This window comes from Mycolicibacter heraklionensis (genome assembly GCF_001021505.1).
In the GTDB taxonomy this organism is placed as follows: Bacteria; Actinomycetota; Actinomycetes; order Mycobacteriales; family Mycobacteriaceae; genus Mycobacterium; species Mycobacterium heraklionense.
In genome coordinates this window covers 152,699-174,224 of the sequence record NZ_LDPO01000005.1, presented here as the reverse complement: position 1 = coordinate 174,224, position 21,526 = coordinate 152,699, and the positions used below count along the sequence as shown (strand labels likewise).

The window sequence follows — 21,526 nt, the reverse complement described above, 5'->3', positions numbered from 1 at the left end:
GCTGCAGTGATCAACCTCAGCTCGGCGATCCTTGATCCTCTCCTGCGCGCCGACCCGGTGGGGCCACGAATCACCTACTACGACGACGCGACCGGGGAACGTATCGAGCTGTCCGCGGCGACGCTGGCGAACTGGGCCGCCAAGACCGGCAACCTGCTGCGAGACGAGCTCGGAGCCGGCGCCGGAAGTCGCATCGCGGTGTTGTTGCCCGCGCATTGGCAGACGGCGGCGGTGCTGTTCGGCGCGTGGTGGATCGGTGCCGAAGTGCTGACCGGATCGGACGCAGACGCCGACGTCGCGCTGTGCACCGCCGACCGACTCGATGAGGCCGACGCGGCGGTGGCCGCCACCGGTGGCGAGGTGGTCGTGCTGTCGCTGGACCCGTTCGGCAAGCCGGCCCCCGACCTGCCGGTGGGCGTCACCGACTATGCGACCGCAGTGCGGGTGCACGGCGACCAGATCATCGCCGAACGCGCCCCCGGCCCAGCCCTAGCCGGATCGTCGGCCGACGACGTGCTGGCGTCGTGCGAGAAGTGCGCGGCGACACTGGGTTTGACGTCGTCGGATCGGGTGTGGTCGACCAGGGATTGGAACAACCCGACCGAGCTGATCGAGAACATGTTGACGGTGTTCGCCGTGGGCGGGTCACTGGTGCAGGTCGCCAACCCCGATCCCGGCCTACAGGAGCGCCGCCGGGCCAGCGAGAAGGTCACCCGCCTGTTCGACTGAACCGCCGGATTTCGGGCAGTAGAAACTGATTGACGTTCAGCTCAGCAGGTATTAATTTTATGTAGCTTTTGTCACAGCATTTACTTATTCCAGTCCAAGAGTCCTTGAGATATCGAGGGGGCCGCAATGATCTGTCGCGCAATTCGGTGGCCTGAGGTAGTGGCACCGATGCTCGCCACCGCCGTGGGCATCTCGGCGGCGATCAGCCCCGGGGCCGCTACCGGGGTGATAACGGTGCTGGCAGAAGCGGATCTGCTCAGCACCGAGGCGTGGATCATGGGCGGCAGCGGCGACCCGATCCCCTCAGCGGGTGGCATGGCGGCGCTGATGCACCGTTACGTCGATCCAGCGACGCCGTTTTTCGCCGGTCAGCCACAGTTCCCCGTGGACGCCACCCACTCGCTGTTCACCCCCGAAGGCCTGTACCCGCTGACCGGCATCAAGGTCCTTGAACTGGATCCGTCGGTGACGCAGGGGCTCACCATTCTGGACAGCACGATCAAGGGCCAGATCGCGGCCGGGAACAACCTGGTCGTGGTGGGCGTCTCGCAGAGCTCCGTCATCTCCGCACTTCAGATGCGTGATCTGCTGGCACTGCCGCTGGGCGAGCAGCCCACCGCGGACCAGCTGTCGTTCGTCCTGCTCGGCAACGAGAGCAATCCCAACGGCGGCCTGCTGTCACGTTTCGGCGATCCGAGTCTGCCGCCGCTGAGCATCCCCAGCCTTGGGATCACCTTCAGCGGAGCGGAGCCCGCCGACACACCCTGGGCGACCGCGATCTACACCGCCGAATACGACGGCTTCGCCGACTTCCCGCGCTACCCGATCAACCTGCTGTCGGACATCAACGCACTCCTGGGCATCGCCTTTGTGCACACTTCCTACGGCTCGCTGACCGCCGAGCAGTTGGCGGCCACCGTCGAGTTGCCGGTAACCGACGATTACACCGGCGCCACCCGATACTTCATGATTCCCACCGAGAATCTGCCGCTACTGGTACCGCTGCGCGCCATCCCGGTGCTGGGAGACCCACTTGCCGACCTGCTGCAGCCGGCCTTACGCGTGCTGGTCAACCTGGGCTACGGCAGCATCGATGAAGGCTGGGACCACGGGCCCGCGAATGTGTCCACCCCGTTCGCACTGTTTCCGACCGATATCAACCCGGCCGATGTGTTCACCGCCCTGGTCAACGGCGCTCAACAGGGCGTCCAAGATTTCATTCACGACCTAGAGTCGCTGTCGCTGCCGAACATCGTGAACGAGATCGCCAACGGCAACGCGACGGATTCGCTACCCAGCTTGCTCGATATCGTCAACACGTTCTCCGGCGTGCTCTCGTCGGCGTATTCCGGCCTGCTGCCCACCGCAGACGTCATCAACGCGCTGCTGACCAGCCTGCCAGCCTATGACATCAGCCTGTTCATGCAGGAACTGATGTCGGGTGACCTCCTCGACGCCATCGGTCTGCCGATCGCGGCCACGGTCGGCCTGGGCAGCCTGGCGGGCATGGTCGAGATCGGTGCCGTCCTGCAAGCGATCAGCCCGCTTCTGGGCATCGGTGAACCAGCGGATCTGCTCCCGCTCTTCTGAGGCACTGCTCGGCGCGCCACGGCGGCCCGATTCTGCCGCCACTTCGACATATACATGCTGATATGCGGATATGCTAATGTTTCTGCGAGTGGCAGCGAGAGGAACAGGAGAGGCTCATGGCGGTGCAGGGATTGCTGGCGAAAGCGGCGTCGACGGTGTTCACCGGGCTGGTCGGAGTGAGCGCCTACGAGGTGGCGCGCCGGGCATTGGCGAAAGCTCCGCTGCACGAGGCAGCGGTGACGGCCACTGAGTGGAGTCTGCGCGGAACCCGGCGAGCCGAGGAGGTTGCCGAGTCGGCGCGACTGAAGGTCGCCGACGTGGTCGCCGAAGCTCGCGAGCGTATCGGCGAGGAGGCCACCCCGCCGGCAGCGGCCGTCGAGCACGACCACGACCACTGATCGCCCGGCGCCGACGATGGGGAGCGCAGCGATGAACAGCAGCGGCGCCATAGCAACGGTGCCCGTCGACGATGATTTGACCGTCGTTTCCGACGCGGCCGGCCGGATGCGGGTGCAGGTTCCGTGGGTCCGTGGCGATTCACGGCGTGCGGTGGCCGCCGAAGAGGCCGCCGGCCGCGTCAACGGCGTACGCACCGTGCACGCCTATCCGCGCACCGGCTCGGTCGTGGTCTGGTACTCCCCCAAACGAAGCGACACCGCGGAGATCCTCGCGGCAATCGGTTCTGCGGCCACCGTCGCGGCCGAGCTGATCCCCGCCCGCACGCCCCGCTCGGCCGACGTCAGCAACACCGACGTGCTGCGCATGGTGATCGGCGGCGCGGCGCTGGCACTGCTGGGCATGCGCCGCTACGTCTTGGCCCGGCCGCCGCTGCTCGGGCCCAGCGGCCAACTCGTCGCGACCGGCGCCACGGTCTTCATGGGCTATCCCTTCCTGCGGGGCGCGCTGCGCTCGATCCGGTCCGGCAAGGCCGGCACCGACGCACTGGTGACGGCAGCGACCGTGGCCAGCCTGGTGCTCCGGGAGAACGTGGTCGCGCTGACCGTGCTGTGGTTGCTCAACATCGGTGAGTACCTGCAGGATCTGACGCTGCGCCGCACCCGCCGCGCCATCTCGGATCTGCTGCGCGGCAACCAGGACACCGCCTGGGTCCGGTTGGCCGACGGTACTGAGGTTCAGGTGCCGATCGACACGGTGCAGATCGGCGACGAGGTGATCGTCCACGACCACGTGGCGATCCCGGTCGACGGCGAGATCGTCGACGGGGAGGCCATCGTCGACCAGTCCGCGATCACCGGCGAAACCCTGCCGGTCAGCGTGATCGCCGGGGCGCGCGTGCATGCCGGTTCGGTGGTGGTGCGCGGCCGGGTGGTGGTCCGGGCCACCGCGGTGGGAAACCAGACCGTGATCGGCCGCATCATCAGCCGCGTGGAGCAGGCGCAGCACGACCGGGCACCGATCCAGACCGTCGGCGAGAACTTCTCCGGCCGCTTCGTGCCGGCCTCGTTCATCCTGTCGGCTATCACCTTGGTGCTCACCGGCGATGTCCGTCGCGCGATGACGATGCTGCTGATCGCCTGCCCATGCGCGGTGGGGCTGGCCACGCCGACGGCGATCAGCGCGGCGATCGGCAACGGCGCCCGGCGCGGCATCCTGATCAAGGGCGGCTCGCATCTGGAGCAGGCCGGCCGGGTGGACGCGATCGTGTTCGACAAAACCGGCACGCTGACCGTGGGCCGTCCCGTGGTGACCAATATTGTTGCCATCCACAAGGATTGGCAGCCCGAGCAGGTTCTTGCCTACGCCGCCAGCTCGGAGTTGCACTCGCGTCACCCGCTGGCCGAAGCGGTGATCCGGTCCACCGAGGAACGCCACATCGTTATCCCGCCGCACGAGGAGTGCGAAGTCCTGGTGGGGCTGGGCATCCGCACCTGGGCCGACGGCCGCACCCTGCTGCTGGGCAGCCCGAACCTGCTGCGCTCGGAGAAGGTCCGCATCTCCAAGAAGGCGGCGGCCTGGGTCACTAAACTGCGGGCCCAGGCCGAGACCCCGCTGCTGCTGGCGGTCGACGGCACCCTGGTCGGGTTGATCAGCCTGCGCGACGAGGTACGCCCAGAGTCACGCGAAGTACTTGAGGCATTGCGTGCCAAAGGTATTCGCCGCATCGTCATGCTCACCGGCGATCACCCCGAGACCGCGGCAGCGGTGGCGACCGAACTCGGCATCGATGAATGGCGAGCCGAGGTGCTGCCGGAGGACAAGCTGCAGGTGGTCCGCGAGCTGCAGGACGAGGGCTACGTGGTGGGCATGGTCGGTGACGGCGTGAACGATGCTCCGGCGTTGGCCGCCGCTGACATCGGGATCGCGATGGGTCTGGCCGGCACCGACGTTGCGGTGGAGACCGCCGACGTGGCCCTGGCCAACGACGACCTGCGCCGGCTGCTCGACGTCCGGGACCTGGGCGGGCGCGCCGTCGAGGTGATCCGGCAGAACTACGGCATGTCGATCGCGGTCAACGCCGCCGGCCTGTTGATCGGCGCCGGGGGTGCGCTGTCACCGGTGCTCGCGGCGATCCTGCACAACGCGTCGTCGGTGGCCGTCGTCGCCAACAGCTCACGCTTGATTCGCTACCGGCTGGGCGCCGAGGCGGCGACGCCGATGGCGTCCGTGCCGTCTGTGCCGTAATCTGTCGACGTCCCGACTGTTCCTGTCGAGCACCACCACCAGCTCCAGGGCAGTCGGGACTTAGCGTCGGTAGCCTTCAACGGCCGTCAACAGCCACAGCCCTCGCCGCGCCAGGAACGGAAGCCCTGCCACACCGAGACGGCGGCCACCCCCAGACCGATCAGCGGGTCCAGCCACCAGCTGCCGGACCACTGCGTGGTGAGGGTCAGCCCGACGAGCACCGCGGTGGCCTGGATCGCACACAGATAGTTCTGCACTCCCTCACCGACGGTCGCCGCCGAGCCGAGCCGGGTGCCGAGCCGTCGCTGGGCACGGCCCAGAATCGGCATCACCAGCGCGGCCGCGGCGGTGACCGCGATCCCGATGGCGGTGCCTTCGCTGCGCTGGTCGCCGAAGAAGTGGTGTACCGACTCCGCGGCGATATAGGGGGCGTTGATCCAGAACGAGATCGCCACGCCGATCTGAGCGCGCCGCTCCGCCGTCTCGGACAGCGTGCGGGCGCCGGTGAACCGCCAGATCACCACGGCACCGGCCAGCGCCTCGGGAATGGCGCCCAGCGCCCAGCCGGTCAGGGCGATCGAACCGGCGGTCAGGCCCTGCCACAGGCCCACCACTCCTTCGATTCCCACCAGGACCAGGCTCACCCAGGCAAGCCGCCGAGCCCAGATCGCTGCGCGGTGCCAACCCCCGTCGCGAACGACATGAACGCGATGGGTATGCCCAGCGTGATCATGATCGTGATCGTGGTGCCCGATGGTCGTGGCCGGGGCGTCGGTCACCGGATCGGTGACGCCCGCTGCGGGGCCCACGACGCTGCTGTCCACCCAAAAAATGCTACCTGGCGTTTCGGTGAGGCAGCCGTCACAGCGCCGGCCCCTCAGGCGGCCCTTAGCTGTTCGCGTCCACCCTGACGACGCGGTCGTTGCCGCGGTCGGCGACATAGACGTTGCCGTGCTTGTCGACTGCGACGTCCAACGGGGCGTTGAGACCGGTGAACGGCAACACCACCGGGATCGCGGCACCGGCTGCCAGTTTCACGACCTTGTTGCGGTTGTGCTCGGTGACGTAGACGTCGCCGGCCTCGTCCACCGCGATACCCCACGGCGCGACGATCCCGGTGAAGGGCAACACCACCTGTTCGTTGGTGGCGGCCACCAGCTTGAGCACCCGGTTGTTGCCGGTGTCGGTGACATAGACATTGCCGGCGGAGTCCACCGCCACCCCGTCGGGCTTGTTGAGGCCGACGAACGGCACTGTGGTCTGGGCGTTGGTGACCGTGTCCAGGCGCAACACCGCGTCGTTGCCGCGGTCGGCGACATAGACGTTGCCGCCGTCGGAGTCCACCGCCACCCCGTCGGGGTCGTCCAGGCCGGCGAACGGCAACACCGTGTGGGTGTCGTCTTCCGCCCCGAGCTTGACCACCCGGCTGTTGACATCGGAGAAGTACACGTTGCCGATGCTGTCGACCACCACCCCGCGCGGCTGGTACTGGTCGCTGAAGGGCACCACCGTCGAGGCGGTCGAGTCGGCGGCCAGTCGCACCACCCGCCCGTGCATGCCCTCACTGGTGACGTAGACATTGCCGTCGCCGTCCAGCGCCACCCCGCCCGGTGAGAGCCGGTAGTCCAGGTCGGCGAAGGGCAACACGTCCTGCGGGGGCGCGGCCACCGGTATCGCCGACGAGGGCTTCGACACCAGGTGCCCGACGCCGGCGACGACGGTGACCACGGCGATCGCGGCGGCCGCCGCCAGCACCGGCTTGCGGGGCAGCCGCCACCGCCGGGACGGAGTGGGCATGACCGGGATCTCGGTCTGCAGGTCGCTCCGCAGCAGGGGGGACATCGGGAACGGCGCCGGGGGCGGGCCGCCCAGACCGGCGCCCAAAGCAGCACCGAATCCGGTGTCCGACGGTGCCCATCCGGCTCGGCTCACGCCGGCCGACAGGGCACGGCCCTCGGATCTAGGCTCGGGTTCCAGACCGCCGGGCAGGTGCAGTGCCGGCTCGCCACGCCGCAGGATCCGGGACACCTGGTGGCGTTCGGGTTCGGTCAGCGCCTGGTAGGCGGCGGCGGCGAGCTCACCGGCGCTGCTGTAGCGCTCCTCGGGTTTGCGAGCCAGCCCGCGGGCCAGCACCGCGTCGATGGCCGCCGGCACCCGCCCCGGGCGCAGCTTGCTCGGTTGCGGAGGCTCGGCGGTGCGGCGTTCTTCGATCGCCTCTTCGACGGTTTCGGCGGAGAACGGACGCACCCCGGTGAGCGCCTCGGCCAACACAGCGGCCAGCGAGTAGATGTCGGCGAGGTGGGTGACCTGCTCGCCGGTCAGACGCTCCGGCGCCATGTAGGCGACGGTGCCGAGCGCCGGCTTGGCCCGTGCGCCCGGTTCGGCGATGGCCGCGGCCACCCCGAAGTCCATCAGATACGCCAGGTCGTCCTGGGTGAGCAGAATGTTCTCGGGTTTGACGTCGCGGTGGACGACATAGGCGTTGTGTGCCGCGTCCAGTGCCGCGGCGACCTGCCGGACGATGGCCACCGCACGCGGCGGACTCAGCGGACCTCCGTCGGCCAAGACGGTGGCCAGCTCGGTGCCGTCGATCAGTCCCGTCTCCAGGTAGAGCACCTCGTCGATCTCGCCGTAGGCGCGGATCGGCACCAGATGGGGCTCGGTCAGCTGACCGGCGGCTTCAGCCTCGTCCTCCAGCCGACTGCGGAACGCCTCATCGGCGGAGAGCGACTCGGAGATCAGCTTCAGCGCCACGGTCTCGTCGTTGCGGGTGTCCTCGGCCCGGTAGACATCACCCACGACGCCGTGGCCGAGCAACCGCCCCACTTGATAGGGGCCGAACCGCGATCCGGTCCGCGAACCCGGCTCGGGATTGTTCACCGACGACGCTCCCTTCGACCACAGTGCCGCGCACTGCGGCGAAAGATTGGCTACCAGACTAACCGGCGCCAACGCCGCAAACGGTCACGAGATCGCGTTGACCGTCGTCAGGAGCCTGGATTTGAAGGACGCCGGCAGCGGAATGAAGCCGTACTGGTCCAGCCCATCCTGGCCTGGACCGATCGCAGCCTGCAGGAACGCCTTGACCGCCGTGCCGGTGGCGGCGTCGGGGTACTTCGAGCAGACCATCTGGTAGGTCGCCGAGACGATCGGGTAGGCGCCGTGATCGGCGGGCCGGTAGAGGGACGCCGCCTCCAGCACCAGGTCGTTGTTCGGGTTCGCGTCGGACACGAATTTCGCCCCGGCGATGGTCTTGCCGACCGAGTCGGCGGAGATGCCCACCGGAGCCGAGCCGGCCGCGGTGATGATCTGCGCGATCGGCAGCTGCTTGCCGACCGCGAACGACCAGTCGTGGTAGGTGATGGATCCGTCGGTCGTCTGCAGCGCCGCCGCGGTGCCATTGTTGCCGGTGCCGGCCTCACCGATGCCGACGTTGAACATGTCACCGGCGCCGGCAAACCAGGCACCGTCAGAAGCGACCTCGAGGTACTTCTGGAAGCTGGCGGTGCTCGGCGATCGGTCGCCGCGGTACACCACATGGATGGGCAGCGCCGGTAACGCGACGCCGGTGTTGAGCGCCTTGATCGCGGGGTTGTCCCAGCTACCGATCGTTCCGTTGAAGATCTTCGCCAGGGTGGGCCCGTCCAGGTTGAGGGTGTTCACCCCGTTGACGTGATAGGTGACGGCGAGCGGACCGAACACCACCGGCAGGTCCCAGGCCGGCGAACCGCACCGCTCCGCGGCCCGTTCCGGCTGCGTCTTGGCGGGGTCCATGGCCAGCTCGGAGCCGGCCAGGTCGATCTCATTGGCGATGAAGTCGTCCACTCCGGTGGCGGAGCCGGTGGCGTTGTAGACCAGCGCCTGCCCGGGACAGGCCCGGGAATAGGCGTAAGCGAATTGCTCGATCGCGTTAGCCTGGGCGGTCGATCCGCCGGCATGCAGTTCCTGCTTACCCCCGCAGTCCACGCCGGCCGCCGGGTCCTCGGCGGACAGCACTTGAGCAGAGCCGCCGCCGCAGGCCGAAACCGTCAGTGCGCCAACAACCAGCAGGGCCGCCACCACGGTCGATCGGCCGAATTTCACAGGACGAAACTGTACCGCTACCCGCCGTAGCCGGACCTGGTACCGCCGAATGCGGTTGCCACCCGGTGTTGACGGCTACGAAATTGTCGGTCACCTCTCGTCCTGCTGCGCCAGGCTGCGGGCATAACCGGTGCCCATGCCCAGCAACAGCAGGCCCGCGACGATGAACGCCGCGACCCGGAACATGCCGTCGAGGGTGCCCAGGTCGAACAGGAACAACTTCGCGGTGGCGGCTCCGGTGAGCGCCAGGCCGGCGGTGATCGCCCAGGTGCGGGCCCCGCGGTCGGCTAGGCGCAACGCGTAGCGCAGCAGGACGGCCGCCATCGCGATCCAGCAGAGGGTGGCCGCCATGTGGCCGGTCAGGAACCCGCCGCCGGTACCGCCGATCGCGACGCCGGCGGTGACGGTGAACGCGGTGACGGCGTAGCCGATCAGTGCCCCGCCGGCCACCGCCAGGATCGGCGCATTGGCGGGGTTGGTGCCGTCGGCGACGGCGTATGCGCGTGCCATGACGACCACCAGCATGATCACCAGCAGGCTGGCGACCAGCGTGGACACCACGTCCGCGGTCGACATCGCCGTCGCGGTGATCAGCTTGTCCGGTGACGCGTAGCCGAGGTAGACGACGGCGCCTGCGAAACCGAAACCGGCTGCGCACCAACGGGCCACGCGACTGTGTCGGCCGGCGACCGCGACGACGACGGCCATGGCCAGCAACACCGGAGCCAGCACCGAGCCGTGGAATGCCGTGGTCACCGCGATCAGTGCGGCGCCCGCCGACAGTGCCGAAAAGACCTGCACGACGACCGGCTGCAGTGCCCGGTGAGCGAGGACGATCGCCAGCATGACGACCGACAGCGTCGCTGCCAGCACCGTGGCCGGCACCGGTTCCAGCACGGCTCTGGCCGCCAACGCCGGCAGGGTTCCGGCGGCGGTCAGCAACGCGAGTGCGCCCGGCCTGGTGGCGGTGGGCAGCACCAACAGCCCGCTGACGACGGCCAGCGCCGCGGCCACGGCGCAGGCGCCGCCGATCAGCCACCGGTGGTCGTCACCGTTGATGGCGATCAGCGCCGCCAACAGGGGCAGCGTCGCCGCTGCGATGCGGGCGGCGAACATCCCGGTCCAGTCCTTGCCCAGCTGCGCCGGCAGCGCCGCCGCCGACAGCGCCAGCAGGAAACCGATGAGCAGCAGGTCGACGTCGCCGGTAAGGATCGGGGCCAGGCCGATCAGCGGGACCAGCACCAGCACCCCGAGGTGTTCGGAGTCCCAGCGCCGGGCCAGTACCAGGCCGGCCCCGCCGACCGTAGCCGCGACCACCAGCCCGACGGCTGCCGACACCCAGTGGTAGTAGGCGGTGATCGCGAGGATGTCCAGGTAGGCCGCGGCGATCCCGGTGGCGGCCAAGGCGATGGCCCCGGTCCGTCCGCCCGGCCGGTTACGCAACCGGCACGCCGCGCCGACCAGCGCCGCCGAGAGCACGAAGCCACCGGCCACCCGGATCTGCGGGCGCAGGATGCCGGCTTGGGCGGCCAGCACCAGCAGCAGCACCACGCCGACCAGCGTCACCGCGACTCCCGCGACAGCCAGCAGTCTGCCGATCCACCCCGAGTCACCGACTGCGGTCACAGGTTTCGGTTCCGCGGCGGTCGCCGGCGGTCCCGGTCGCACCGGCACGGCCGTCGGCGCCACCGGGACAGCTGGGGCAACCGGGGCTGCCGCGGTGTGCAGCTGCCGATCCAATTCGGCGAGTTCAGTCGAGACCCGGTAGAGCTGCCAGGACAATGCGTGGCATTCCGCGGTAAGCCGCTGCAGTACGGCATGTGGTTCGGTCACGCAGGCAACGATGCCGCATCGCGGGCGAAAATCGGACGAGTAGGGCTACTCGACTTCGCCCTGACACATGACGCAGCACCTCGGTCTCCCGCTCGGTCAGAGCCGGGGTGGCGGGCCCGGAGTCCGGTGGGTGCTCACACGAATTGCCAGGCGGCCCGCGCGATCGCCAGCTCTTCATTGGTGGGAACCACCAATACGGTGGTGCGCGATGCGTCGGCCGAGATGATCCGGGCGCCCTTGCCGGTGCGGTTGCGTTCGGGGTCCACGACGATGCCCAGCCCGCCCAGGCCGGCCAGCGCGTCTTCGCGCACGCTGGGCGCGTTCTCCCCCACCCCGGCCGTGAAGGCGATGGCGTCGACTCGGCCCAGCACGGCCAGGTAGGCGCCGACGTACTTGCGCAGTCGGTGGACGTAGACGTCGTAGGCCAGCCCGGCCGCCTCGCCCAGCGCGCCGCCGGCCTCCCGCTGCTCCAGCAACTCCCGGAAATCGTTGACCCCGCACAGCCCCTTGAGCCCGGAGCGGCGGTTCAGCAGCTCGTCGAGCTCATCGACACCCATCCCGGCGGTGCGGTTGAGGTGGAACAGCACGCCGGGGTCGATGTCGCCGCTGCGGGTCCCCATCACCAGGCCCTCCAGCGGAGTCAGCCCCATCGATGTCTCGACGGCCACCCCGCCTTGCACCGCCGAGGCCGAGGCCCCGTTGCCCAGGTGCAGCACGATGACGTTCAGCTCGCCGGGGTCACGGCCCAGCACGGCGGCGACCTGCGCAGAGACGTATTCGTGCGATGTGCCGTGGAATCCGTAGCGGCGGATGCCGTATCGGCTCGCGACGTCGTGGTCGATGGCATAGCTGGCCGCGGCCGCCGGCAGGGAGTGGAAGAAGCCGGTGTCGAACACCGCCACGTGCGGGACGTCGGGAAAGTCGGCACGGGCCACTTCGATCCCGATCACGTTGGCCGGATTGTGCAGCGGCGCGAGCTCGGCCAGCCGCGCCACCTCGGCCACCACCTCGTCGGTGATCAGTGTGGGTGCGTGGAACAGGTTGCCGCCGTGCACCACCCGATGCCCCACGGCGCGAACGGCGGCCAGGTCGATACCGGAGTCGACGAGCTGGCGATGGATCAGCCGCAGCCCGGCGGCGTGGTCGGCCACCGGGCTGTCGTCCTCGCCGATCTGCTCCACCAGTCCGGACAGCAGCGCGGTCCCGGCCACCGGGTCGACCAATTGGAATTTGATCGATGACGAGCCGGAGTTGAGCACCAGCACCAGACCGGACGCGGTTGCCGTCACCGGGGGACTTCCTGCGCCTGGATCGCGGTGATGGCCACGGTGTAGACGATGTCGTCGACCAGCGCGCCCCGGGACAGGTCGTTGACGGGTTTGGCCAGTCCCTGCAGCACCGGACCGATGGCGATGGCACCGGCACTGCGCTGCACCGCCTTGTAGGTGTTGTTGCCGGTGTTGAGGTCCGGGAACACCAGCACGGTGGCCCGCCCCGCCACCGGCGAGTCCGGCATCTTGGCCGCGGCCACCCCCTCGTCGACTGCGGCGTCGTATTGGATCGGACCGTCGGCGAGCAGATCCGGCCGGCGCTCGTGCACCAATTGCGTTGCGGCACGGACTTTGTCCACACCTGCACCGGAACCGGACTCGCCGGTCGAGTAAGACAGCAGCGCAACCCTGGGTTCGATGCCGAACGCGGCCGCGGTAGCCGCCGAGGAGATGGCGATGTCGGCGAGTTGGTCGACGGTCGGGTCGGGCACCACCGCGCAGTCCCCGTAGGCCAGCACCCGGTCCGACAGGCACATCAGGAACACACTGGACACCGTGGACACCCCCGGCGCGGTCCGGATGATCTCGAACGCCGGCCTGATCGTGTGGGCTGTGGTGTGTGCGGCACCCGACACCATTCCGTCGGCGATCCCCAGGTGCACCATCATGGTGCCGAAATAGGAGATGTCGCGCATGATTTCGCGGGCACGGTCCTCGGTCATGCCCTTGTGGGCACGCAGTCGAGCGTATTCGGCGCCGAATGTGTCCCTCAGGTCGCTGGTCTCGGGGTCGATCACCCGCGCGGCGTCCAGGTCCACGCCCAGCTCGGCACCGCGCTGGCGTACCGCACCTTCCACGCCGAGCAGGGTCAGATCGACGATCCCGCGGGACAGTAACCGCCCGGCCGCCAACAGGATCCGGTCATCTGTTGCTTCCGGCAGCACGATGTGACGGCGGTCGGATCGGGCCCGTTCCAGCAGCCGATACTCGAACATCTGCGGGGTGATCACGGACGATGCCGGCACCCGGATCCGCTCGGCAAGCTCGGCGCCGTCGATATGTTCGGCGATGAGCGCGAGCGCGGTGTCGATCTTGCGCAGCGCGTCGACGGTGATCCTCGAGCCGGTGTTCGACACCTTTTCGGCGGTGTCGTAGGTGCGATGGCTGGTGGCGATCAACGGCAGGGTTGGCCGCAGTCCCTTGACCAATTTGTCGATGGCCGGGTGCGGCAGCAGGCCGCCGTTGAGGATGATACCCGCCAGCGATGGGAAGCCCTGCGCCTCATGGGCGTTCACCAACGCCAGCAGCACGTCGGAGCGGTCGGCCGGTACGATCACCACCTGGCCCTCGCTCAGCCGATCGAGAATGTTCTCAGCGGTCATGCCACCGACCATGACGCTCAGCGCTTCCCGGCGCAGCAACTCCGGGTCGCCGCTGTAGACGGTGCCCTCCAGCGCAGTGCAGAGTTCGGCCATCGTCGGAGCCGACAGCAGCGCCACCTCGGGGATCGCGAACGCCAGAATGCCCGCGCCGGCCAGGCGTCCCGAGATCGCCCGGGTGACATCGGCCAGCCGGTCCGGGTCACAACGGTTGGCGATCACCGCTGCCGGATGGGCATGTACCGCAGCCACTTCGGCCAGGCAGCGTTCGGTGATCTCAGCGACGTCCTGCGGGTCGCGGTTGTGGCCGTTGACTGCCAGCACCAGTGGCGCGCCCAGGTTCACCGCGACACGGGCGTTGAAGCTCAACTCACTCGGGTTGACCACGTCGGTGTAGTCGCTGCCCACTACCAGTACGGTGTCGCAGCACCGGGCGACTTCGTGGAATCGCGCGACGATCTCACCCAGCGCCGCCTCCCGGTCGGCGAACACCTGCTGGTAGGTCACGCCACGGCACGCACTGTGATCGTCGATGGTGGCGGTGGCATGCGCAAGTAGCAGTTCGAGCTGGCCGTCAGGCTCGTCCAGCGATCGCACGACCGGGCGAAACACGCCGACCCGGGCCGACGAGGCGGCCAACAGGTGCAGCAGGCCCAGCGCGAGCACGGATTTTCCGGTGCCGCCCTCGGCGGCGGCGAGGTAGATGCTCGACGTGCCGGAGTTACCTTCTGACATCGAATCAGGCCGAGGTGATCCGGTCGATCGCGGAGCTCAGTCGCGCCACCGTTCCCTCGATGTCGGCCAGCTTGTCCAGACCGAACAGCCCCACCCGGAAGGTGCTGAACGTCGCCGGCTCGTCGCACTGCAGCGGCACTCCCGCCGCGGTCTGAAGGCCCTGGGCCAGAAACTTTCTCCCGGTGCGGATGTCGGGGTCGGTGGTGTAGCTGACCACCACGCCAGGCGCTTCGAATCCCGGTGCGGCCACGCTGGGGAAGCCGCGTTCGGCCAGCAACGCACGTACCTTGCGTCCCAAGGCGAACTGCTGCTCGCGCACCGCGTCGAAGCCCCGGGCGCGCGTCTCGGCCATGGCGTCGCGAAGGCCGCTGATCACGCCGGTGGGCATCGTGGCGTGGTAGGCGTGGCCGCCCTTCTCGTAGGCCACCATGATCTCTCGCCACTTCTTCAGGTCCAGCGCGAAGCTGGTGCTCTGGGTGCGCTCCATGACCTCCAGTGCCCGGTTGGACAGGCAGACCATGGCACAGCCCGGCTCGGCACTCCAGTCCTTCTGCGGCGCGGTCACCAAGACGTCCACCCCAAGCGCCGCCATATCGGCCCAGACCACGCCGGCGGCGATGCAGTCCAGGACGAACAGGCCGCCCACGGCCGCCGTCGCCGTGCCGATGCGCGCCAGGTAGTCGTCGGGCAGCAGGATTCCGCTGGCGGTTTCGACGTGCGGGACGCACACCACCGCCGGCCGGGTCCGCGCGATCGCCTCCTCGACCTCATCGATGGGTGCAGGAGCGAAGGGTGCCTGGTCGCCGTCGCCCGTCGGACGTGCTTTGAGCACGGTGACGCGGTCGGTGATGCGGCCGGTCTCCAGGATCTGGCTCCACCGATAGCTGAAGAACCCGTTCCGGACGACGAGCACCTGCGCACCGTTGGCGAACTGGCGTGCTACCGCCTCCATTCCGCACGTTCCGTTTCCGGGTACGACGACTGCCGCGTCGGCGTGGTACACCTCGCGCAGCATCGCGGAGACATCGTTCATGACGTCCTGGAAGCGTGCGGACATGTGGTTGAGCGCCCGGTCGGTGTAGACGACGGAGTACTCCAGCAAACCGTCGGGGTCGACCTCGGGCAGAAGTCCTGGCATGAAGCCTCTCCTAGGTGGGACGGACAGCGCCGACAGCCAATCTTAGGGCTGCCGCTCCCCTCCGGTTCACAGATCAGAGGTCATCAGACCGCGTCAGCGCAGTAGGTGTCGGCTCATGACGACGCGCTGGATCTGGTTGGTGCCCTCATAGATCTGGGTGATCTTGGCGTCGCGCATCATCCGCTCGACCGGGAAGTCGGTGGTGTAGCCCGCCCCACCGAACAACTGCACGGCGTCGGTGGTGACCTCCATCGCCACATCGGAGGCGAAACACTTCGACGCCGCCGAGATGAAACCCAACCCGGTCTCGCCGCGCTCGGCACGCGCCGCGGCCGAGTAGACCATCAGCCGAGCGGCCTCGAGCTTCATCGCCATATCGGCCAACATGAACTGCACACCCTGGAAGGTGCTGATGTTCTTGCCGAACTGCTTGCGGTCCTTGGTGTATTCGATCGCCGCATCCAACGCGCCTTGGGCAATACCGACCGCCTGCGCACCGATCGTCGGGCGGGTGTGGTCCAGGGTGCGCAGCGCGGTCTTGAACCCGGTGCCGGGCTCCCCGATGATCCGATCACCGGGGATGCGGCAGTTCTCGAAGTACAACTCGGTGGTCGGTGAACCCTTGATGCCGAGCTTGTGCTCCTTGGGCCCGATCGTGAAGCCCTCGTCGTCGATGTGCACCATGAACGCCGAGATCCCGTTGGCGTCCAGATCCGGGTCGGTCACCGCCATCACGGTGTACCAGCTGGACTTGCCACCATTGGTGATCCAGCACTTGGACCCGTTGAGGATCCAGTCATCACCATCGGCTTTCGCACGAGTACGCATCGCCGCGGCGTCACTGCCCGCCTCGCGCTCCGACAGCGCGTAAGACGCCATCACCTCGCCGGCCGCCAACCCGGGCAGCACCTGCTGCTTGAGCTCGTCGGAACCCGACAGGATCAGCCCCATGGTGCCCAGCTTGTTCACCGCAGGGATCAGCGACGACGAGGCGCACACCCGGGCGACTTCTTCGATCACGATGCAGGCCGCCACCGAGTCCGCACCCTGACCGCCGTATTCCTCAGGCACGTGCACGGCGTTGAAACCCGACGCGTTCAACGCGGCCAGGGCCTCTTCGGGGAACCGGGCCTGCTCATCGACTTCCTTGGCGTAAGGAGCGATCTCCTTCTCCGCCAACGCCCGAATCGCCGCCCGCAACTCGTCGTGCTCCTCGGGGAGCTTGAACAGATCGAACGACGGATTCCCGGCCCACCCAGCCATCACAGCCTCCTAAGCTACTCGCCGGTAACTTTACCTTGAAGCATCGCGTCCTTCGCAAGCACGCTCTGCGCCAGCTGGTCCTGAAAAGCCGCCATGCGGGCCCGCAACGTCGCGTCGGCCGAGCCCAGAATACGCGCCGCGAGCAAACCCGCGTTGCGCGCACCACCGATAGAAACAGTGGCCACAGGCACCCCGGCCGGCATTTGCACGATCGACAGCAAAGAATCCAGCCCGTCCAGGCGGGCCAGCGGGACCGGCACCCCGATCACCGGCAGCGGTGTGGCCGAAGCCACCATCCCGGGCAGGTGGGCGGCGCCGCCCGCCCCGGCGATGATCACCTCGATGCCGCGGCCGGCGGCGTCGCGGGCGTAGTCGAACATCCGCTGCGGGGTGCGGTGCGCCGAGACCACCCCGACTTCGAACGGGATCTCGAACTCGGCCAGCGCGAGCGCCGCTTCTTCCATCACCGACCAGTCGCTGTCGCTGCCCATGATGACGCCGACCCGGGGACCGGGCCTGTGTTCACTCATGCGGATCCCATCCATCGCTCCATTCCCCGTGCGACAACCAGTGTGCCGCGCTTTCGGCCCGCTCGCGCAGGTTCGCCGAGTCCTTCGCGTCCTCACCGAGCAGGTTGATGTGGCCGATCTTGCGGCCCGGCCGTTCGTCCTTGCCGTAGAGATGGACTCGGGCATCGGGATAACGCGCGAACAGGTGGTGCAGCCGCTCGTCCATCGTCATCGCCGGCGTTTGCGGGGCGCCCAGGACATTGGCCATCACGGTCACCGCAACCACCGGTGTGGTGGCGCCGAGCGGATAGTCCAGCACCGCGCGAAGATGCTGTTCGAACTGGCTGGTGGCCGCACCGTCCATGGTCCAGTGCCCCGAGTTGTGCGGTCGCATCGCCAGCTCGTTGACCAGCAACTGCCCGTCGGAGGTCTCGAAGAGCTCGACAGCCAGCACCCCGACCACGCCCAGCTCATCGGCCAACCTCAGCGCCAATTGTTGTGCAGCAGCCGCTGATTCATCCGAAAGATCGGGGGCGGGTGCGATCACCGTCACGCAGATACCGTCTTCTTGCACGGTTTCGACCACCGGCCAGGCCGCGCCCTGGCCGAAAGGTGACCGGGCCACCAGCGCCGACAGTTCCCGGCGCATCGCGACCCGCTCTTCGGCCAGCACCGGCACTCCGGCGGCCAGATAGTCAGCGACGACCGCCCGGGCCTGAGCCACGTCGTCGACGAGGGATACCCCCCGCCCGTCGTAACCGCCCCGGGCCGCCTTCACCACCATCGGGCCACCGGTCAGCGCGGCGAAGTCGTCGAGGTCCTCGGGCGTCTCGATCGCGGCGAACCGCGGCACCGGCGCCCCCAGCGCCGACAGCTTCCGGCGCATCACCAGCTTGTCCTGAGCATGCAGCAGCGCCGCCGGCGGAGGCGCAACGTTGATGCCCTCGGCGACCAGTTGGTCCAGCAGCTCGCCCGGGACGTGCTCATGGTCGAAGGTGAGCACGGTGGCCCCGGTGGCGGCCCGGCGCAGGTCGTCGAGGTTGGTGTGGGAGCCCAGCACAACGTCCGGGGTGACCTGGGCAGCCGGCTCGTCGGCCGCCGCGGCCAGCACCCGCAGCCGCTGTCCGAGCGCGATCGCGGCCTGATGGGTCATCCGCGCCAGCTGACCGCCACCCACCATGGCGACGAGCGGGCTGCGTCCACCGGCAGGCGGCGCAGTGGTTGGGGGGTTCGGCACGGGCAATATCGTGTCACGTCCGGCCACGAGGTCGTTATGCAGTCGTTAGGCGCAGATCGCGCCGAGTCCGTACACTGGCAACTTGTGTCTTTTACCGACGCCACGATCGCCCGCCTGCCGCGGGTGATCCGGCCGCTGGCCGAGCGCCACCATGAGTTGATCAAGTTCGCCATTGTCGGCGCGACCACCTTCGTGATCGACTCGGCGCTGTTCTACACCCTCAAGCTGACGATCCTGTCGCCCAAGCCCGTCACCGCCAAGGTCATCTCCGGGATCGTCGCGGTGATCGCCTCCTACATCCTCAACCGCGAGTGGAGCTTCAAAGACCGGGGCGGTCGCGAGCGCCACCACGAGGCACTGCTGTTCTTCGGGGTCAGCGGCGTCGGCGTGGTGCTGTCCATGGCCCCGTTGTGGTTCTCCAGCTACGTGCTGCAGCTGCGGGTGCCCATGGTGTCGTTGACCGTCGAGAACCTCTCGGACTTCGTCTCGGCCTACATTATCGGCAACCTGCTGCAGATGGCGTTCCGGTTCTGGGCGTTCCGCCGCTGGGTCTTTCCAGACGAGTTCGCACGCAGCACCGACGCCGCGCAGGCCGCAACGATCGAGACCGGCGCCCTGGCCGAAGCGATCGAGGACTCGCTGGAGAGCGGTCCAGACACCGGCGTGGTGACGCTGTTCCGGCGTCCGGCCCGTCATCAGCCGCCGGCGGACGGGCTGTCGAAGACTTCGTGATAGAGCAGGCTGTGGACCTGCTCCACGCGCGGGATGTCGTAGAACTCCAACGGTTCCTGTGACGCCGACTCGATGATCAGCGTCCCGGTACGCAAGATCCGGTCGATGAACCCATGCACGAACTCCACGCTGTTGATGCGCGCCAGGCCGATGTCGATGCCGCTGCGGGTCAACAACCCGTGCCGAAACATCACGCGCCGGTCGGTGACCACGAAATGCGTGGTCAGCCAAGTCAGGAACGGCCAGAGTGTCAGCCAGCCGAAGACCACCAGCCAGATCGCCCAGATCACCCCGAAGACGACGTTCTTAGCGGTCGGGTCCCAGGCCCGCGAGTTGACGAACCCGGCGGCGAATGCGGCGCAGGCGGTGACCAGCAACAGCGCCAGCACGGGCAGGATCAACCGTTTGACGTGGGGGTGGCGGTGCAACACCACTTGCTCGTCCTCGGCCAGCACGTTCTCCGGGTAACCCACGGGCTGCCCTAACCGTTGGGCCGCAGTCGGGTGACGTCGCCGGCCGAGACCGTGACGGTGCCATCCCCGGTGTTGATCACCAGGCGGCCAGTGTCATCGATGGCCTCGGCAAGGCCCTCCACTCGTTGGTCTCCCGGCATGTCGGCACGCACCTGGGCCCCCAGCGTGCAGCTGTGCCGCCGGTAGTCCGACACCAAGGCGTCGTCTGCCCCACCGGCCGCACGCCACCCCGCGATCCGAACCGCGAGGTGACGAAGGACCTTGTCGGCGAGGGTGTTTCGGTCAACCACCGAGGCGCCGAGCATGGCCAACGAGACCGCTGCGGGATCCGGCGCCTCCTCGGCGGTCATGGTCACGTTGACCCCGAGCCCCACCACGATCAGCTGCTGTGGCGCGGCGACCTCGGCGAGAATGCCGGCCAGCTTGCCGTCGCCCGCAATGACGTCGTTGGGCCACTTCAGGCCGACTTGCAGGCCCGAACATTCGGCGATCGCATCGGCGACCGCGACCCCAGTGGCCAGCGTCAGCCAACCCCAGCCCGATGTCGGCACCGTGTCCGCGGCGACTCCCACCGACAGCGCGAGCTGGCTGCGCGCCGGGGCGCTCCACTGTCGACCGTGACGCCCACGGCCAGCCGTCTGATGTTCGGCCAGCAGCACGGCGCCGTCGATGTTTTCGCCCGCTGCGGCGCGGGCCAACAGATCGGCATTGGTCGAACCGGTGTCCTCGACGACATCCACGGCACGCCACGGCCCATTCGGCCCGGTCAACCCGTTCCGCAGAGCGGTGACATCCAGCGGAGGCCGTGGCGCAAGACTCATTTCGCCAGCTTACTCACCGGCGCTGCAGCCACACCGGTTGAAACGCCCGACGTGCGGGTAATCGGACAGGTGAGGAGGCGATCGACATGGTCACCAGGGGCCTGACGCGGCGAATTCACCGCCGCCACAGCGCACAATCAGTCGCTGTGTCGCTGGCCAGCCGGTTCGTCGTGAAGAACCTGGTGCGCGCGTGGGCCGTTCGGCCGGACTTGGCCTGGCCGCTCGGATCGGTCGACCGACTGGCCGGGATGGTCCCGCTCCGCCGAGCGGCGCGTGTCGAGCGCTTCCGCCTGGGTTACTGTGTCGCCGAACGGGTTCAGGCGGCGGACGTCTCGACGCAGCGGGCCATTCTCTATCTGCACGGCGGGGCGTTTATGTCCTGCGGGCTCAACACCCACCGCTCACTCGTGACCCGATTGTCCCGAGCGGCCGATGCCAGCGTTCTCAACATCGACTACCGGATGTTGCCCGCGCACCGGATCGCCGACGCCGTCGAGGACGGCCTGAGTGGATTGCGCTGGCTGCTTCGACGGGGCTATGACCCGGAGCAGATCGTGATCGCCGGCGACTCCGCGGGCGGATACCTGGCCTTCATGACCGCCCTGGCGGCCGCGCAGTTGGATCTGGTGAAACCTGCTGGAATAGCTACGGTTTCACCGTTCACCGATGCAGACCCCACCGCAAAGCTTCAGCACCGCAACGCCCGGCGTTGCGCGATGTTCCCGTGTGAGGCACTGATGGCTTTCACCCGATACCTGCTACGCGCCCGGGCCGCGTCGCCGATGGACGCCGACCTGTCGTTACTGCCACCGGTCGCCATCCACGCAAGTACTGACGAGCTACTGCTGCCCGACGCCGAGACCATGGCGCAACGGCTGGATGCTGCCGGAGTGCGTTGTGATCTGCATTTGTGGGAAGGCCAGATTCACGACTTTCCGTTGGCGGCCGATGTGCTCCCCGAGGGACGGCGGGCCATCCGCTACATCGGCGAGTTCGTCAAGGAAGTCACCGCGCCACCCGAGCCCGGCACAGCAGCCGCCTGACTACGGGCGCCAAACGTCCGCTTCCGCCACTGCATTCACTTGCGTCA

At 68.2% G+C, this 21,526-nt stretch carries 18 protein-coding genes; 6 read left to right on the top strand and 12 right to left on the bottom strand.

Annotated features, from left to right (window positions below; genetic code table 11):
* Window positions 1-6: 6 nt before the first annotated feature.
* The 4 genes from ABW16_RS08935 to ctpC all read left to right on the top strand — a co-directional run bounded on the left by ABW16_RS08935 (window position 7) and on the right by ctpC (window position 4,962).
* Entirely contained in the window at window positions 7-729 is a 723-nt protein-coding gene (locus tag ABW16_RS08935) for a TIGR03089 family protein (RefSeq protein WP_047318793.1), read from the top strand.
* Window positions 730-897: 168 nt separating this feature from the next.
* Entirely contained in the window at window positions 898-2,319 is a 1,422-nt protein-coding gene (locus ABW16_RS08930; protein ID WP_233424732.1) for a PE-PPE domain-containing protein, read from the top strand.
* A gap of 116 nt (window positions 2,320-2,435) precedes the next feature.
* Complete coding sequence (locus tag ABW16_RS08925; RefSeq protein WP_047318791.1) at window positions 2,436-2,717, top strand: DUF1490 family protein; 282 nt, start codon at window positions 2,436-2,438, stop codon at window positions 2,715-2,717.
* A 31-nt stretch (window positions 2,718-2,748) separates the two neighbouring features.
* Window positions 2,749-4,962, top strand: a complete 2,214-nt coding sequence (gene ctpC, locus ABW16_RS08920) for a manganese-exporting P-type ATPase CtpC (RefSeq protein WP_047318790.1) — start codon at window positions 2,749-2,751, stop codon at window positions 4,960-4,962.
* 86 nt (window positions 4,963-5,048) lie between these two features.
* On the opposite strand, the gene ABW16_RS08915 is transcribed toward ctpC, so the two are convergent.
* From ABW16_RS08915 to ABW16_RS08870, 10 genes are all read right to left on the bottom strand, one after another.
* Entirely contained in the window at window positions 5,049-5,630 is a 582-nt protein-coding gene (locus ABW16_RS08915) for a cation transporter (RefSeq protein ID WP_233424731.1), read from the bottom strand.
* 220 nt (window positions 5,631-5,850) lie between these two features.
* Entirely contained in the window at window positions 5,851-7,842 is a 1,992-nt protein-coding gene (locus ABW16_RS08910; RefSeq protein ID WP_047318789.1) for a serine/threonine-protein kinase PknD, read from the bottom strand.
* Window positions 7,843-7,926: 84 nt separating this feature from the next.
* The gene (gene pstS / locus ABW16_RS08905; RefSeq protein WP_047318788.1) at window positions 7,927-9,045 is read right to left on the bottom strand and encodes a phosphate ABC transporter substrate-binding protein PstS; all 1,119 of its coding nucleotides are present in this window, start codon (window positions 9,043-9,045) and stop codon (window positions 7,927-7,929) included.
* A 90-nt stretch (window positions 9,046-9,135) separates the two neighbouring features.
* Window positions 9,136-10,878 (bottom strand): DUF2339 domain-containing protein, encoded by a 1,743-nt coding sequence (locus ABW16_RS08900; RefSeq protein WP_047318787.1) that lies wholly within the window; start codon window positions 10,876-10,878, stop codon window positions 9,136-9,138.
* 134 nt (window positions 10,879-11,012) lie between these two features.
* Window positions 11,013-12,167, bottom strand: coding sequence for an acetate kinase (locus ABW16_RS08895; protein WP_047318786.1), 1,155 nt, complete (start codon window positions 12,165-12,167; stop codon window positions 11,013-11,015).
* Window positions 12,164-14,263 (bottom strand): phosphate acetyltransferase, encoded by a 2,100-nt coding sequence (gene pta, locus ABW16_RS08890; RefSeq protein WP_047318785.1) that lies wholly within the window; start codon window positions 14,261-14,263, stop codon window positions 12,164-12,166. The genes ABW16_RS08895 and pta overlap by 4 nt, the downstream gene beginning before the upstream one ends.
* Window positions 14,264-14,267: 4 nt before the next feature.
* The gene (locus ABW16_RS08885) at window positions 14,268-15,401 is read right to left on the bottom strand and encodes an aminotransferase class V-fold PLP-dependent enzyme (protein ID WP_047318784.1); all 1,134 of its coding nucleotides are present in this window, start codon (window positions 15,399-15,401) and stop codon (window positions 14,268-14,270) included.
* Window positions 15,402-15,494: 93 nt separating this feature from the next.
* The gene (locus ABW16_RS08880; protein WP_047318783.1) at window positions 15,495-16,664 is read right to left on the bottom strand and encodes an acyl-CoA dehydrogenase; all 1,170 of its coding nucleotides are present in this window, start codon (window positions 16,662-16,664) and stop codon (window positions 15,495-15,497) included.
* Window positions 16,665-16,678: 14 nt separating this feature from the next.
* Complete coding sequence (gene purE / locus ABW16_RS08875) at window positions 16,679-17,194, bottom strand: 5-(carboxyamino)imidazole ribonucleotide mutase (RefSeq protein WP_047318782.1); 516 nt, start codon at window positions 17,192-17,194, stop codon at window positions 16,679-16,681.
* Complete coding sequence (locus tag ABW16_RS08870; protein ID WP_047318781.1) at window positions 17,187-18,353, bottom strand: 5-(carboxyamino)imidazole ribonucleotide synthase; 1,167 nt, start codon at window positions 18,351-18,353, stop codon at window positions 17,187-17,189. The genes purE and ABW16_RS08870 overlap by 8 nt, the downstream gene beginning before the upstream one ends.
* A 141-nt stretch (window positions 18,354-18,494) precedes the next feature.
* Here ABW16_RS08870 and ABW16_RS08865 point away from each other — a divergent pair, with 141 nt between their 5' ends.
* The gene (locus ABW16_RS08865) at window positions 18,495-19,142 is read left to right on the top strand and encodes a GtrA family protein (RefSeq protein WP_047318780.1); all 648 of its coding nucleotides are present in this window, start codon (window positions 18,495-18,497) and stop codon (window positions 19,140-19,142) included.
* Here ABW16_RS08865 and ABW16_RS08860 read toward each other — a convergent pair.
* Together ABW16_RS08860 and ABW16_RS08855 are read right to left on the bottom strand one after the other, a co-directional pair.
* Window positions 19,106-19,615, bottom strand: coding sequence for a PH domain-containing protein (locus tag ABW16_RS08860; RefSeq protein WP_047318779.1), 510 nt, complete (start codon window positions 19,613-19,615; stop codon window positions 19,106-19,108). The two genes, ABW16_RS08865 and ABW16_RS08860, sit on opposite strands and share 37 nt — an antisense overlap.
* A gap of 8 nt (window positions 19,616-19,623) precedes the next feature.
* Entirely contained in the window at window positions 19,624-20,436 is an 813-nt protein-coding gene (locus ABW16_RS08855; RefSeq protein ID WP_047318778.1) for a biotin--[acetyl-CoA-carboxylase] ligase, read from the bottom strand.
* An 86-nt stretch (window positions 20,437-20,522) separates the two neighbouring features.
* Here ABW16_RS08855 and ABW16_RS08850 point away from each other — a divergent pair, with 86 nt between their 5' ends.
* Window positions 20,523-21,479 carry an alpha/beta hydrolase gene (locus ABW16_RS08850; RefSeq protein WP_047318777.1) on the top strand — a complete coding sequence of 319 codons (957 nt, stop codon included), beginning with the start codon at window positions 20,523-20,525 and terminating at the stop codon, window positions 21,477-21,479.
* Window positions 21,480-21,526: the final 47 nt, after the last annotated feature.

Coding starts and splice junctions, on each gene's coding strand:
- ABW16_RS08930 (WP_233424732.1), top strand. CDS start 898: ATGCTCGCCACCGCCGTGGGCATCTCGGCGGCGATCAGCCCCGGGGCC.
- ctpC (WP_047318790.1), top strand. CDS start 2,749: ATGAACAGCAGCGGCGCCATAGCAACGGTGCCCGTCGACGATGATTTG.
- ABW16_RS08925 (WP_047318791.1), top strand. CDS start 2,436: ATGGCGGTGCAGGGATTGCTGGCGAAAGCGGCGTCGACGGTGTTCACC.
- purE (WP_047318782.1), bottom strand. CDS start 17,194: ATGAGTGAACACAGGCCCGGTCCCCGGGTCGGCGTCATCATGGGCAGC.
- ABW16_RS08870 (WP_047318781.1), bottom strand. CDS start 18,353: ATGGTGGGTGGCGGTCAGCTGGCGCGGATGACCCATCAGGCCGCGATC.
- ABW16_RS08880 (WP_047318783.1), bottom strand. CDS start 16,664: ATGGCTGGGTGGGCCGGGAATCCGTCGTTCGATCTGTTCAAGCTCCCC.
- ABW16_RS08855 (WP_047318778.1), bottom strand. CDS start 20,436: ATGAGTCTTGCGCCACGGCCTCCGCTGGATGTCACCGCTCTGCGGAAC.
- ABW16_RS08885 (WP_047318784.1), bottom strand. CDS start 15,401: ATGCCAGGACTTCTGCCCGAGGTCGACCCCGACGGTTTGCTGGAGTAC.
- ABW16_RS08850 (WP_047318777.1), top strand. CDS start 20,523: ATGGTCACCAGGGGCCTGACGCGGCGAATTCACCGCCGCCACAGCGCA.
- pta (WP_047318785.1), bottom strand. CDS start 14,263: ATGTCAGAAGGTAACTCCGGCACGTCGAGCATCTACCTCGCCGCCGCC.